The organism is Paenibacillus sp. FSL H7-0714 (assembly GCF_038003765.1).
In the GTDB taxonomy this organism is placed as follows: Bacteria; Bacillota; Bacilli; order Paenibacillales; family Paenibacillaceae; genus Paenibacillus_AQ.
On sequence record NZ_JBBOPT010000001.1, the window covers coordinates 566869 to 580928 of the forward strand.

Annotated in this window: 13 protein-coding genes; 10 read left to right on the plus strand and 3 right to left on the minus strand. The window is 46.9% G+C overall.

The genetic code is table 11. The features are described 5' to 3' along the window. Positions 1–64: 64 nt before the first annotated feature. The 4 genes from NST34_RS02520 to NST34_RS02535 all read left to right on the plus strand — a co-directional run bounded on the left by NST34_RS02520 (position 65) and on the right by NST34_RS02535 (position 4007). Complete coding sequence (locus tag NST34_RS02520) at positions 65–1477, plus strand: ATP-binding protein (RefSeq protein WP_341058934.1); 1413 nt, start codon at positions 65–67, stop codon at positions 1475–1477. A 95-nt stretch (positions 1478–1572) separates the two neighbouring features. Continuing rightward, a complete protein-coding gene (locus NST34_RS02525) occupies positions 1573–2847 on the plus strand; it encodes an MFS transporter (RefSeq protein WP_341127069.1) in 1275 nt (424 codons plus the stop codon). A 20-nt stretch (positions 2848–2867) separates the two neighbouring features. After that, a complete protein-coding gene (locus NST34_RS02530; protein ID WP_341058933.1) occupies positions 2868–3533 on the plus strand; it encodes an oxidoreductase in 666 nt (221 codons plus the stop codon). Positions 3534–3626: 93 nt separating this feature from the next. Then, a complete protein-coding gene (locus NST34_RS02535) occupies positions 3627–4007 on the plus strand; it encodes a RidA family protein (protein ID WP_042184517.1) in 381 nt (126 codons plus the stop codon). Positions 4008–4092: 85 nt separating this feature from the next. On the opposite strand, the gene NST34_RS02540 is transcribed toward NST34_RS02535, so the two are convergent. Further along, the gene (locus tag NST34_RS02540; RefSeq protein WP_076300132.1) at positions 4093–4869 is read right to left on the minus strand and encodes a tryptophan-rich sensory protein; all 777 of its coding nucleotides are present in this window, start codon (positions 4867–4869) and stop codon (positions 4093–4095) included. A 499-nt stretch (positions 4870–5368) separates the two neighbouring features. Here NST34_RS02540 and NST34_RS02545 point away from each other — a divergent pair, with 499 nt between their 5' ends. Together NST34_RS02545 and NST34_RS02550 are read left to right on the plus strand one after the other, a co-directional pair. Beyond that, complete coding sequence (locus NST34_RS02545; protein WP_076285936.1) at positions 5369–8455, plus strand: DEAD/DEAH box helicase; 3087 nt, start codon at positions 5369–5371, stop codon at positions 8453–8455. Positions 8456–8487: 32 nt separating this feature from the next. After that, a complete protein-coding gene (locus NST34_RS02550; protein WP_149644614.1) occupies positions 8488–9291 on the plus strand; it encodes a hypothetical protein in 804 nt (267 codons plus the stop codon). A gap of 100 nt (positions 9292–9391) precedes the next feature. Here NST34_RS02550 and NST34_RS02555 read toward each other — a convergent pair whose 3' ends face one another. After that, the gene (locus tag NST34_RS02555) at positions 9392–10066 is read right to left on the minus strand and encodes a GTP pyrophosphokinase (protein ID WP_042193221.1); all 675 of its coding nucleotides are present in this window, start codon (positions 10064–10066) and stop codon (positions 9392–9394) included. Positions 10067–10370: 304 nt separating this feature from the next. Here NST34_RS02555 and NST34_RS02560 point away from each other — a divergent pair, with 304 nt between their 5' ends. The 4 genes from NST34_RS02560 to NST34_RS02575 are packed head-to-tail and all read left to right on the plus strand — an operon-like array spanning position 10371 to position 12966. Further along, entirely contained in the window at positions 10371–11153 is a 783-nt protein-coding gene (locus tag NST34_RS02560) for a zinc ribbon domain-containing protein (RefSeq protein ID WP_341127070.1), read from the plus strand. Positions 11154–11186: 33 nt separating this feature from the next. Then, positions 11187–12005 (plus strand): TrmB family transcriptional regulator, encoded by an 819-nt coding sequence (locus NST34_RS02565; RefSeq protein ID WP_042184525.1) that lies wholly within the window; start codon positions 11187–11189, stop codon positions 12003–12005. Between the two features lie 22 nt (positions 12006–12027). Then, positions 12028–12330: a hypothetical protein gene (locus tag NST34_RS02570; protein ID WP_076285933.1), complete on the plus strand. Its 303-nt coding sequence runs from the start codon at positions 12028–12030 to the stop codon at positions 12328–12330. A gap of 42 nt (positions 12331–12372) precedes the next feature. Next, positions 12373–12966, plus strand: coding sequence for a xanthine phosphoribosyltransferase (locus NST34_RS02575; protein WP_042123794.1), 594 nt, complete (start codon positions 12373–12375; stop codon positions 12964–12966). Between the two features lie 99 nt (positions 12967–13065). On the opposite strand, the gene NST34_RS02580 is transcribed toward NST34_RS02575, so the two are convergent. Beyond that, entirely contained in the window at positions 13066–14022 is a 957-nt protein-coding gene (locus NST34_RS02580) for a diacylglycerol/lipid kinase family protein (RefSeq protein WP_339244546.1), read from the minus strand. Positions 14023–14060: the final 38 nt, after the last annotated feature.

The following is a 14060-nucleotide window of genomic DNA, read 5'->3' on the forward strand; positions in this document are numbered from 1 at the left end:
GTAAGCTATGGTATTATTGTGAGATGAAATCTGTAATTTATCTTGTGCAGGTAGGAGCAAAACTATGGGGTATCTTAAAATATTTTTCGGGAATACCGCAATTCTTATTGCCGTGGCCTATTTGGCTAATCTGATCTATAAACATACCATATCAAATGCAAGTATAGGAATAAAGAAGGCGAGCTGGGTGATCCTGGCGATCTTTGCTGGTTGGATCAGTACTCTTTTTGGTTATAATCTGGACGACCATGTGATCTTTGATTTGCGGTTTGTACCCCTAATCATCTCGACGCTGGCGTATCCTAGACCCATCACTCTTATATTGATCGGTATAGGGACGGGGCTTACAAGGTTAACTTTTGGAGTGACAGAGGCAGCGGTTGCAGGAATGCTAAATCTTTTTATTTTGGGAGTTATTTGCGCGGCGCTTAGCTACTGGGTCAGACGCTCAACCCTCAGTATTGTGAATCAAGGTCTGATCGTTATTCTAATCGTTAATCTTATGAATGCCATAAACATTATGGCTTTAGGCGTTATCCCTGTGGAAGAGTACATAAGAGAGATCATGCCAATTACGTTCCCTGCGGGGCTAATTTTAAGTATTTTGTTCTCATTAATTATCCGTGATTTTCAACTCGGTCTTCTAAGGAATGAGCAGATCCAGCATGCTAACGAACAGTTGTCTGCTCAGACTGAAGAATTACATAAGAACAAGCTTGATCTTGAAGAGCGTGCTAATCAGTTAATGATGGCATCTCAATTCAAATCGGAATTTCTCGCCAATATGTCACATGAGCTTAGAACTCCACTGAATAGCATTATTAATTTATCGCAATTAATTGAAGAAAATGATGATTTGCTTACGGAAGCAGAAATAAGAGAGTATGCAGCCATTATCCATCGTTCGGGTGATGAATTATTGATGATCATCAGCGACATTCTGGATTTATCCAAGGTGGAGGCAGGTCGATTAGATATTATAAATGAAGAATTAAATGTTAGCGAGATCCCAGATTTGCTGGCAATGCAGTTCGCTGTGACGGCCAAACAAAAAGGACTGGATTTTAATATCTCCATGGATGAGAATGTCCCTCCAATGATTCATTCCGATCCACATCGCGTACAGCAGATTTTGCGTAATTTGCTCTCAAATGCTTTTAAGTTTACAAAGACAGGTTACGTATCGCTGCATATCCACGAGCAGGAAGGTGGGGAAGGGGATGCCGTGCAACATTGGCTTGTATTTGATGTGGAGGATAGTGGCATAGGAATCGCACCGGAGAAGCATGCCATGATCTTTGAAGCCTTTCAACAGGCAGACAGAACGACTAGCCGGAAATATGGTGGAACAGGACTAGGACTTTCTATTAGTAATGACTTGGCCAGATTGCTCGGCGGGTTCATTTCTATGGAGAGTAAGGAAGAGAAGGGGAGTCGATTTTCGCTTTATTTGCCCCTTGAAGTGGATAGTGAGTAAAGCTCCAATATTATTTGGTGATTTGGCGTATTGACAGTAGATTGATGCGGAGTAGAATGAAGCCAATGCCGCATCAAAGGAGTGTTACCGCCTCTATGGACAACATGGAAAATAAGCATAAGGTTACGGTTTCAAAACGTGTTCGTAAACCTTCAGTGCATCGCAGAAATTTGCATATAGCTACGCTGGAAGGTGTGCCGTCAACTATTTTTCAGGTACTGCTGCAAGGGCAGTTCCTAACAGGATTTCTACTATATTTAGGAGCTTCCTCTAGTCAAATTGGATTTGTGCTAGCGCTTACTACATTAGTTAATGTGGCACAGATTGGGGTAGCTTTTCTGATTCAGAAGCTGCCAAGTCGCAAATGGGCCATGGTTACTTTTATCGGTCTGCATAGGATACTTTGGGGTTCTACGGGACTAATCCCGTTTATTTTTCCTAAAGAATATTGGGTCATCGCATTTATTGCTTTATATACTACTGCTTTTATTGCCAATACTGCTGGTGGTGTGCTGTGGAGCTCTGTGATTAGTGATCTGGTTCCCGCACGGGTACGTGGACGTTATTTTGGGATTCGTAACACGGTCCTGAATGCGCTTGGAAGTTTGGTTATGTATGGCGGAGGTATTATTCTGGACCGTTATCCCGGGGGTCATGGTTTTCTGATTTTATATATTGTTGTGTGGATCTTCTCGATATCGAATGTCGTAGTATTCTTTTTTTATCCGGATGTACCGTTCGAGAAATCAGAAGAGCATAAATTTTTGCCCATGTTTAAGAAACCGCTTAAAGATACATTATTTATGAAGTCAACCTTGTTTCTGGCTGCTTGGCTGTTGTTGCAGAACCTAACGGTTCCGCTATACTCTTATGTCATGTTGCAGTTACTTCATATTAATTATGAAACGTTGTCATTGCTTAATGTGTCCCAGACCGTGTTTATGATGGCTAGCTTCTACGTTTGGGGCAATCTAAATGCGAAATACAGCAATAAGCGACTGTTATTCTTTACTTTGCCGATTATTGCGCTGTCCTCATTGATGTGGGGACTCTTGTCTGTGATGCCGATGCTGGTGGTCTTATTTGCGGCCCATATCGTTTTTGGTGTTGGTGTAGGCGGTTTCAACCAGCTGGCCTTTAACTTTATTATTGGAGACACGCCGAAAAAAGAACGGCCGATGTATATGGCCACATATGCGGCGCTTACCGGGTTATCATCCTTTTTTGGTCCGCTTATTGGCGGTCAGCTCTATGAAAAAATTTCGCACTGGCCGCAATGGACTCAGGTATACGGTATGCAGCTAGTGGTAGGGACGCTGATGATTGCACTTGCGTTTCTGCTAGGTCGTCGTATTCTAAAGGACGAATAGAAGTAAAAGGGGGTTATTCCTTGTTAAGAATAGCGATGGTATTAGGTGCCACCGGATTGGTAGGCAAAGCGGTTACGGAGGAATTGTTAAATCGTGATAGCTGGGAAGAAGTAAGGGTGCTTGTACGGACACCGTTAGCCATAGAACATCCTAAGCTTAAACAAATCGTTGTAGATTGGGAGAACCTAAGAAACTATACAGAGTCGTTCGAAGGGGTACATTCCATCTTCTGTTGTTTAGGAACTACGATAAAAAAGGCGGGTTCACAAGAAAAGTTTGAACGAGTCGATCTACACTATCCGCTTGATGCTGCAGCCATAGCGAGAGAACAGGGTGTTAAACAGTTTTTGGTCGTCTCTTCAATAGGGGCAAATGCGAAGTCGCGTAATTTCTACAGTCGGACTAAGGGAAGAGCGGAAGAAGGTTTAACCGCTATTGGATTTCAAGGTATGCATATATTTCGCCCCTCCTTGCTACTAGGCCAACGTGAAGAATTCAGATTAGGGGAGAGAGTCGGAGCCAGTTTGATGAAAGCGCTGGATTTTGTAATGGTGGGTAAGGCGGCTAAATATCGTGCGATACCTGGTACGACAGTCGCAAGAGCTATGGTTAACATTGCGTCTGCGGATACCCATGGATTACATATTTATACGAATGAAGTGATACATGTGATTGGGAAACGCTAAGCTTTTTGAGTCTCTAATAAATTTGCATTAAGATGAGAACAGGACTTACAATGGACAATAAATGATCAGCGCATAATGGAGAGGGGTAGTAAGATGAGCAAAAAACAAGTAGCTACAACAAAAGCACCCGGAGCAATCGGTCCTTATAGTCAAGCTATAACCACGGGTAGCTGGGTATACACTTCAGGACAACTTGGTCTGAATCCGGAAACGGGTAATTTGGTTGAGGGTGTACAAGAACAAGCGCGTCAAGCGCTTAACAATGTACAAGCCATTCTTGAGGAAGCTGGTGCAACACTAGACCATGTAGTAAAGACAACTGTATTCTTAAAGGATATGAATGATTTCGCGGCCGTTAATGAGGTTTATAGCACCTTCTTTAAAGAACCTTATCCTGCCCGCAGTGCTATTGAGGTTGCGCGTCTACCTAAAGACGGACTTGTTGAGATTGAAGCGGTAGCTCGTAAGAAATAAGGAGTTATCCTTTTGCACTTTTATTATTTTACCAAAATGGCAGGCTAAGGTGGATAACCCTAGCCTGCCATTTTTTATATTAGAATTAGTAACTTCTGTATCTCCGATACCTACTACGGCGGGGTTTGAACAATAACCAGATGCTGTAAAGAAGCAGGAGGCCTGCTGTAATCAGTCCCGTTAAATAGACATCGCTGGTCTCTTTGTGTTCCAAGGCAATCGCAATGAAGGCCCACACGAATACGAGTGGATAAATGCTATCTCGGTAAGGATAGCTGACCACAATTGCAAGTAGAGTTCCCACGCAGAGCATAATAACGCCCCAAGTGCTACCGCTAAGACCCCAACCTCCCCAATGATTCTTTTCTAGAACAACGCTGATGTTCACGATAGTAGCCACAGAGATCCAGCCAAGGTATATACTAAAGGGTAGCTTCATCAGCCATTTTTCGCCTGAGGTAGGATTAGCGATCAAACGTGTTTTTCGGTAAATGACAATCAGTGTGATTAACATCAGCACCATAGCAACCAGAGAGAGCTCAATGTATAAGTATTGCCAAAGGAAGAGCCAACTCATATTAAAAATACAGCTCAGAACAAACCAGAACTGAATCGCCCGCACAGAATCTCTAGAGGCTGTATAGGAGCGGAATTGATAAATAACGAAGCCGGCTAATAGTAGATAAATCAATGACCAGATGGAAAACGCGTAACCTGCAGGTGTGATGTAGGTCTGATATTTATCAGAGATTTCTCCAGTGCTGTTCCCGCCTAATGGTAAGGTGACCGAGAGCACATTCACGATAATCACACCTACAAAGAACAGAAGATTCCACCATTTATAAGGATTATAACGTCTCAAAGAATTCACTCCCTAGCTTTTTAATAGGGTGATGCCTACTTAGAATATACCCGCTTTCGGCACAATTAAGACTATAAACAAGAAAAGAAGTGACTAGTGAGTCATAATGTTCATGGATAGTATGGTAGTGGTGAAGGGTATTTTACGATAGTGGATAGAACATTTATTAAAAATATGCTGAAATGAATCAAATTCATGGGTGTTTCTACGTACTTCAACTTTATTTGTATAAAAATCTACAGAAAATATGCAGAAACGTTTTTAAATCAGCGCTTTTTCGTATAAGATGAAGAGATGAAGATTCAAGAGCAGATAAGTTTTATCCTAGTTCTTTATCCTTATATTTCTTACAGGAGTGTATCTCATCTCTAAAAGGATGGAGAAACTACTTCTACTTGTATAGCTTCAAAATTTATTTCTCGCGGAAAAGGTTGCAGTTACCACCTGATGGTGGCGGACTGGTTCTTTTTTTGCTTGCTTAAAAGACAGGAGATCACCGATGACTAAGCATCTTTATGCAATATGGTTGGGGGATGTGTTATTTTGCTTCTCTGGCGAAACTTCGGAGCCGAAGGTTGACGCTTGGACCCGAGTGGTGAAGCGGCTGGAGCTGCAGGGAGGAGTTCGCCCTTTTGCGAGTGCTGCTCTGCGGCTCGCAGAAGTGAAATATCCGGCTCCTCCTGTAGAGGGGAAGCCAGCACGCCGTGGATTGCCCGGAAGAACATTCGAAGGGCTCGCCTTAGTCCCTAGCGATGCATTTGAACTGCTTCTGGCATGGGATGAGACGTTATGCCGGGATCAGGGAGTAGAGCCTGGAGGCGAATTGCGCTATTGGGCGGCAGCAGCTCGCTTTGCGCTGGAATTGATGGGTACAGGCGGCGTTACGCCAGGAGCCTTGCCCCCACGTCCGGTAGGTTCACGCCGTCGTGGTGGTGAACAGGCAGCAACGGTCTGCTGGTCTCCAGCTTTTCGAAAGCAGGAGGATAAGGAGATCTTTCTGCAGCTGGCGTCGTCCATGCCGGTATTGGCCTTAGGGACGCATATTGCTGAAGCGGGGGATTTATCTTCGAGGGAAGAGGCGGGCGCCTATGTGCTTTACTCCTTTATGCAGGCGGTAATGACTGCAGAGATAAAGAAAGTGATTGCGGGTATTGAAAGTGAACTTACCCCTTACAAAGCCAATTATCGCCGGGGTTACTCCCCTTTAACTGAGCTGTGGTGGAATAGTCTTCTTACAGGCAGCCGGGATATACCCGTGCAGGGAACTCAAGCAGAGGTGACAGATCTTCTGGCTACTGTGAATGAGACAGCTGGTAGCGATGTGCCGCAATCGGAACCTGAAGAAGCGCGGAGTGGACAGCTGGGTCTTGGGCTACGTCTTGAGCCCCCTGGAGATAATGACGAAATCTGGCGCTTAACCTTCTGGGCGGAGAACAAGGAAGAAGGGGAATTCTGGATTCCGGCAAAATCGATTTGGAGCAGTAAGGAACGAGAGTTTACGTTATGGGGGAAACGCTATCGCAATATACAGCAGCAGCTTCTTATAGCGCTGGGCCGAGCGGCAAGAATCTCTCCAGACATAGAGCGCGCTCTTTCTATGCCTGCACCTACGGGAGCAGATTTGGAACCAGAGCGTCTTTATTTCTTTTTGAAGGAGACGGTGCAGCAGCTGCGTGAGCGTGGAATAACCGTGCAGATGCCATCGCGCTGGAGCCGTGAGGGACGCCGCCGGATTGGCATGAAAATGAAAATGCAGCCGGTAGTGAGTGGGATTGATAGTCCTGCTCCAGTGGCTCTTGGGATGGAAGAGCTGATTTCATTTCGCATTGAAGCCTCACTTGGGGAGAGTACAATCAGTGAAGAAGAACTAAACGCACTAGTGGAGGCAGGCGTACCCTTTGTACGTTTCCGCGGAGAATGGATTGAGGTAGATCCTAAAGAAATTCGCCAGGTTCTTAGATATATGAAACGCCATGAAAATGGGGAAATGACCGCAGCCGATTGGATGCGCCTAGAGGCTGAGGATGGTGAAGAGCGGCTCTGGAAAGGGATGTCGGTCACGGGGATGGAAACATCCGGACTATTGTCATCGCTGATGCGGGGCGACATATTGCGTAATCTTCCAGTGCGTGCCGTACCTGAAGGTCTGCACGGCACCCTGAGACCTTATCAGGAGCGAGGCTATCAATGGCTCTCCGTTCTCAGTGGTCTGGGATTTGGGGTGTGTCTGGCCGATGACATGGGTCTCGGTAAGACGGTGCAGGTCATTACCTGCCTGCTGGACCGCGCTTTAAGTGCTCCACCTGAAGAGAAGCAGGAGCCTGTCTTGATTCTATGCCCAACCTCACTTTTGGGGAATTGGCAGCGGGAATTGCAGCGCTTTGCGCCTTCTCTTAAAGTTCACATTCATCATGGTGGACGCCGAGTGCGGGGGGATAGCTTTTTAGAACTGGCTGCCAGTCATGATATTGTATTGACGACCTATCATTTAGCAGGTCGTGACAGCGAGGATTTAGCGAATGTTCAGTGGTCCACTGTGGTGCTGGATGAAGCTCAGTATATTAAGAATCATCGGACAAAACAGGCGCAAAGTGTGATGAAGCTATCAGCGCCGCATCGCATAGCTATGACGGGGACACCAGTAGAGAACAGACTAGGTGAGTTATGGTCTATTTTTCACTTTTTAAACCCGGGTTATCTAGGAACCTACCATTCCTTCCGGCAGCGTTATGTATCTGGAGAGGGTGGAGAACGACTAAGGGAATTACATCGCTTGGTATCACCATTCTTGTTGCGCCGCTTGAAAAGCGATCCGGATATCTCTAAAGATTTGCCGGAGAAGCTGGAGCTGAAGTCTTATTGTCCGCTGACGGAAACACAGGCAGTCCTATATCAGGGTGTCGTGGATGAAATGCTTGGCGTGATCGGAGAGAGTAGCGGGATGGCTCGCAGAGGACTCGTGCTGTCTTCTCTAACGAAATTGAAGCAGATTTGTAATCATCCTCAGCTATTCCGCAAAGAAGAAGGCAGGGGTCCACGAAGTGAGCATTCCGGTAAAATGGAAGTCATGTTCGAGATTCTGGATAGCATTGCGGAGGTCGGAGAATCTGTGTTGATCTTTACTCAATATGTAGCGATGGGTGAGCTCTTGGTTAGCAAGCTGACTAAGCGTTATGGAACAGCGCCGCTGTTCTTGCACGGCGGAATTCCAAAACGAGAGCGCGACGAGATGGTTCATGATTTTCAAGAGGGAAAAGGCCCATCCTTCTTCGTACTTTCTTTAAAAGCGGGTGGCGTAGGGTTGAACCTTACAAGAGCTAATCATGTCATCCATTACGACCGTTGGTGGAATCCGGCAGTTGAGAATCAGGCGACAGACCGGGCGTTCCGAATTGGTCAGGATAAAAATGTTCAAGTGCATAAGTTGATTTGCCAAGGAACGTTGGAAGAACGTATTGATGAATTGATTGAGCGTAAGAAAAATCTTTCCGAGCAGGTTGTTGGCTCTGGCGAAACATGGTTGACTGAGATGTCCAATCATGAGCTGAAGGAACTTATTGAACTGCAGGATCAGGACTGGATGTAAGACAGATATGAGTGTTACGGAGGGATCGAACAATGAGTGAACGGTTAGAGATGCAGCTGGAAGTTGTGCCTGGATTAGTAAAAGCAGCATGGACGGTGCTACCTGGGAAAGTGACGGGAGGGTCTCGGTCGAAGGGTGAATTGAACGCCAGCGCGCCTGCTCAGGAACAACAAGCGGATCGACCTCTCTCTCTGAAGGTTCCGGTATGGCATGCTTCCCGAAGAAAAGAAATATTACGAAGTCTGGCACTAAGTCCCGGGGAAGTATTTGCCTTGCTGCAAGGGCGTTTGACGGGTGAACTGGCAGAGCTTGAGCTTCTACCTACGGATAGTGAGCTGGAGCAAGCCCTTTTTGAGGGTGAAGGTGTGGAGTATAAGGCGGAAACTTTGAAGCTTATTAAAGAACGTCTTGCTGAAGAGCCACTGCTGGCACTTTCGCTGAGAGGATTTACTAAAGGAGAGCTCTTGGACGGAATTTTTGCCCTTTGGGCTGAAGGGAATATTTCTAGCGACGAAGCTGAAACAGAGGAAGAAGAAGCCTCGGTTAGTGAACTTTCTACGGAATTGGCTCGGCTTGAACGCAAGGGTCCGGCCATTTCCTCTGGCGAATGGTTGGCAGAAGCGGCTGCTGAAGGTTCGCTACATCAGCCTGGGCCACAGTTCCATGAGATTGCGGCTAGACCGTTTCCTTCGCCGGTAGTAGTAGCTGAAGTTACAGAAGACTGGGGAACATTGCTACCGCAGACACCTAAAGCCATTGAGGGATTAACTTTGATTATGCAGCGGGTTGCAGAAGCGTCTGCACGTCGAGCGACTAAGGGTCCGATTAAGCGGTAAGTGAAAATACGAAAGAGGCTGTCTCAAAAGTAGTGAATGCTACTCTTGAAACAGCCTCTTGTTTTGCCTAATTATCTAACAGAGTTTCTGGTTAGTTATTCTAATGCTGACCAGCAGGAGGCAATTCTCCTTCTGAAAGCTCTAGAATTTCGCGGCGAAGACGAAGCATTTTTTGATCTAGTTCATCAGCAGCGCGCGCGGCTTCTTTTAGTTCCTCAGCGACATGCGAAGGCAACTGCTTATCGAATTTATAATACAGAATATGTTCCATGCTTGCCCAAAAGTCCATAGCTAGGGTGCGCAGCTGGATCTCAGCCTTGACCCAGCGTGTTCCTTCCAGCAGGACGAGTGGGATACCGACTATAAGATGAAGGCTTTGATATCCGTTTGGTTTAGGATGAGCTATATAATCTTTAATCTCAAGCACGCGGATGTCTTCGCGTGTACTAAGATGATCTACTAAACGGTATATATCTTTAACGAAGGCACATACAATCCGCATTCCGGCAATATCGTGAATGTATTGCTCCATATTTTCCAAGCTGAAACCGTAGCCTTTGCGCTCCATCTTTTGAAGAATGCTCTTTGGTTCTTTGATCCGGCATTTGACATGTTCGATGGGACTGAAGCCGTCGCGGGATTGCCATTCCGTCTTGATTACATCAATTTTATTCTGAAGATCATTTAACGCGTGGCGATAGAGTGCCGGTAAGGCTTCGAATTCGTTAACCAGTTTGGCGAAATCCTCGTTGCTGTTACCTTGCCACTGTTGCAGATCCTTTACGTGTACCTGTAGCTGACTAAGCGTAAGCTGTGTGCTCTCATGTTCTTCCACTGAAACTCTCCCGATTTCGTTATTTGTGATAATTCTATTTTAACCGATGTAGAACCCCTGACGCAAAATTACATTCAAAATTAGGAAATATAACCCATAAGTGTAAGGGGGAAGTGGCTAAATCAATTAGTATGGATTTTATAGGAACATTCTCCTCTAAATCGCGTATTAAAGCACATTAATGAATCTACTCGATACATTTGGTATGATAGAAACACGTATCGCTGGAGAGGGAGGAACTGTAATGAGTTTTATCAAAAAAATTAAAGATAGCGCGAGCCGGGTTACCGAAAAAGCCCAAAACTCAGTAGAGATCGGCAAGCTGAACGGACTTATTTCCGATGTTGAACAAGAGATGGAAGTTGAATTTACGAAAATGGGCAGACTTTTTTATGAAGGATATCGTTCAAAGGATATGTCGGTAGCTGAAGGTAAAATGGTGGAGCTGTCCCGTAACTGTTCCAAACTTCAGGAAAAAATCGAAGTCCTGCGGACACGAATTGCTGAGCTGAAAAATGAGCGGTTATGTTCATGTGGTCATATTGTGGCGCTTGATGCAAACTTTTGTCCGAAATGCGGAAGTAAGCTGGAGCCATTGTCCGCTTCGAGAAGGGTGCCTTCTACACCGGTATTTGTTCAATCTGTGAATGAAGATGATGAAGATCAATATTATGGCGCAGATGAGCTTACGGATGAAGAGAAGGAAATTGCAATGAAGCTGCACCCGCAGAGTGTTGTATATGCTGAAGTTCAGCATCCGGATGATGAGCTGCCACTTGAAGAATATAAGGCGAGCGAGCAAGATATTGAGCGGGAACGTAAACAAGCCGAGCAGCTGGAACGGGAAAGAAAAAGACAACTTGAATTAGACCGTCGCTTCGGCGAATGGCACAAGAATGAGCACCAGGAGGAATCTGCGGTCACTGAGGACCATAGTGTACGAGATATGATCCAGTGCCAAATCTGTCGGAACGAATTACCTAAGGGCTCCTTATGGTGCCCGCGATGTGGGTCAGAGCAAATATAGAACGGATTTCAGTCAGCTTAGGGGGACAACAAGATGGAACAGCTGCTGCTGCATCTGCGCAATCTGGGCTTCACAGAGATGGAGTCCAAAATTATGGTAGAGCTTGCGACAAAAGGTCAGGCTTCTGGCTATGAGGTTGCCAAACAGCTCGGAGTTTCAAGATCGAATGTGTATGCGGCGTTACAACGCCTTACGCAGCAGGGATATGTACGATGTGGCGAAGGAGAACCTGCGCGGTACAGTGTTCTCAATCCAGAGGAGCTTGCGACCATGATCTCGGGACGGGTTCAAGCTTCACTGGCTTATATGGAAAGTGAGATGCCTCGCGGTGGACCTGTTAGCCCTTCGTTTTATAATGTGGAAGGTGACCGCAATGTATTAGGCGCTCTTATTCGCCAACTTAATATGGCTGAGCAAGAGATCGTAGTGGATATGTGGCGTGAGGAAGCGTCACTTCTACGGAGTGAACTTGAACAGGCGGAGTTGCGTGGCGTTAGACTCTTGTGGGCGTTTGATGGTGGCAATGCTGCTCCTGCCGCCTATCCGGTATGGCCGCCTCTCGGAAGAGATTCTCAGCGAACAGATGGACGGAAGTTCTCATTCGTGATCGATCGGAGCTGGTGTATGCTCGGGATGCGCTATGAAGATGGATCGGCGCAAGCGGTTGTAACCGAGCACCCGGTGTTAGTAGATCTGCTATTGAATCATTTTGCACAGGAAATGGTGCTGTTCGAGCTGGAGCAGGATATGGGCGCAGAATTAGAAGAACGTTATGGTGAGCGTTACAGCAAAATTCACAGCAAATATGTGATGCATGATCCAGGCGATGATGGGGAAGAACAGGCGCAGTAGCTATTACAGGGAGGTGAAAAGCATGGAATGTATCGTACATTTTGAAGTGGTGCATGAGGATGGTCCTAAAAAATTGCGTGGACTGCTGTTTCTGGATAAAGGAGCAAGTCCCGGAGAAGCAGAGCTAGTTGAAATGTTCAAGGACATGAAATTTAACGTGAGACTGGAAGACCGCGAGAAATTGATCTTTAAGCCGGTAAATCCGGGCGATTTCTTGGAGATCCGAATTACGGGTTATGATAATGGGCAAGAAAAGAGCAAAGATGATCATAACTTAAAATCTATCGTTGGAAATTTATTACCACAGAAACCGACAGGTCTATAAAGTGGGGAGAAAGGATTCATTGATGGGAGAAGGAGGAGCACAATGGAGCTGTTGAGACAAAAGGTGTTAAAAGAAGGTATTGTACTCGGGCAAGGCGTGCTCAAGGTAGATTCTTTTCTGAATCATCAGATGGACCCCTTTCTAATGCGTGAGGTTGGCCGTGAGTTTACCCGCCGTTTTTCCGGCGAAGAGATTACGAAGGTACTGACGATTGAATCTTCGGGAATTGCTCCGGGGATTATGACGGCATTAGAGCTGGAGGTTCCGCTGATTTTTGCCCGTAAGCAGAAATCGTTGACGCTGACAGAGGATATTTATGTAGAAAAGGTTTACTCCTTTACGAAGAAAGAAACGAATGAAATTACCGTTTCCAAGAAGTTCATTGCTCCGGGTGAGCGAGTTCTGATTGTCGATGATTTTTTGGCGAATGGCGAAGCCGCCTTCGGACTTGCTCGTATTGTTGAGCAGGCAGGAGGAAGTGTGGTTGGGATTGGTATCGTGATCGAAAAAGCGTTCCAGCCAGGAAATCGGTTACTGCAGGAAGCTGGTTACCGGGTAGAATCACTCGTGCGGATCGCTTCACTGGAGGACGGAAGAATCTCTTTCGTGGAAGAAGAGGAAGGGCTACTTAGCTAAGACTCTTTGGTGTAGATTCGGATGAAGTTAACACAAAACAGCAAGAGACAGGTTTATAAGCCTGTCTCTTGCTGTTTTTTTGTGATGCACGGGTATGGATTACCCGTTGCTACCGCATGCCGCTGCAGGATCGGCGTGGCGCTGCGCGCTAACCGCCGCCAGCGGCGAGAGCACCCGCAGCGATCCAGGCTCGCAGCGCACGGCAAGCGGCCCTTTGCCGAAGCTCTCGCCATCGCCGATCGCCGGCCGGGCCTCTGCGAAGTTGACGGCTACGCTACGTCCACGCAGCATCGACACGAAGGGCAACGCTACATGCTTGCCCTTCAGTACCGTTGGGAACAGCCGCAGCAGCTGCCCGCGGCTGCACCCGTGCACGACGCAGACGTCGAGCTGGCCGTCATCGGCCTTCGCCTGCGGGCAGATCAAGAGCCCGCCGCCGTAGCTGGGCAGGTTGCAGACCGAGACCAGCCATGCCTTCTCAAAGACGTGCTCCGTCCCGTCGCACGCAACACTCACCCGGCATGGCTTAAACGTCATCAGCGTATGCAATATGCCGATGATATAAGCCAGTTGGCCTGCGCCAATGGCATTGCACAGCCGTTTGTAACGGCTGGCATTCACATTCTCGGCCACCTGAGCATCAAAGCCGTTGGCAACGGCTGTTAAAGTCAGTCCGTTTGCGCCTGAGATCAGATCGGCTTCGATATACCGTTCGCTAAGTGCAGCTTCCAGCGCGGCTTCAGTCGAAAGCGGAATGCCGAAGCCGCGTGCGGAGTCGTTACCGGAGCCGGCAGGGATGATTGCCATAGGAATATCTTTGCCACGAAGGGCACCCAAAATGCTGTGCAGCGTGCCATCGCCGCCGATTACGATCGCGGCTTTCCAGTCCTCACGGTGTTTAATTGTATTTAGAACGAGGGCTTCTGCACCCTCTGCGCTATGCGTAAACAAGGTCATATATGGCAGCATCCGCTCTTTCATGAGCGCCTCTACAGTATGCCAGGTCCGCCCGCCTGCGCCCCCGCCGGAACGCGGGTTTATGATGAATAGATACATTTAAATTCCTCCAGCCTGTAGAATTCCGTTGATGCCCG

Coding starts and splice junctions, on each gene's coding strand:
- NST34_RS02520 (WP_341058934.1), top strand. CDS start 65: ATGGGGTATCTTAAAATATTTTTCGGGAATACCGCAATTCTTATTGCC.
- NST34_RS02525 (WP_341127069.1), top strand. CDS start 1,573: ATGGACAACATGGAAAATAAGCATAAGGTTACGGTTTCAAAACGTGTT.
- NST34_RS02535 (WP_042184517.1), top strand. CDS start 3,627: ATGAGCAAAAAACAAGTAGCTACAACAAAAGCACCCGGAGCAATCGGT.
- NST34_RS02545 (WP_076285936.1), top strand. CDS start 5,369: ATGACTAAGCATCTTTATGCAATATGGTTGGGGGATGTGTTATTTTGC.
- NST34_RS02550 (WP_149644614.1), top strand. CDS start 8,488: ATGAGTGAACGGTTAGAGATGCAGCTGGAAGTTGTGCCTGGATTAGTA.
- NST34_RS02560 (WP_341127070.1), top strand. CDS start 10,371: ATGAGTTTTATCAAAAAAATTAAAGATAGCGCGAGCCGGGTTACCGAA.
- NST34_RS02565 (WP_042184525.1), top strand. CDS start 11,187: ATGGAACAGCTGCTGCTGCATCTGCGCAATCTGGGCTTCACAGAGATG.
- NST34_RS02570 (WP_076285933.1), top strand. CDS start 12,028: ATGGAATGTATCGTACATTTTGAAGTGGTGCATGAGGATGGTCCTAAA.
- NST34_RS02575 (WP_042123794.1), top strand. CDS start 12,373: ATGGAGCTGTTGAGACAAAAGGTGTTAAAAGAAGGTATTGTACTCGGG.
- NST34_RS02580 (WP_339244546.1), bottom strand. CDS start 14,022: ATGTATCTATTCATCATAAACCCGCGTTCCGGCGGGGGCGCAGGCGGG.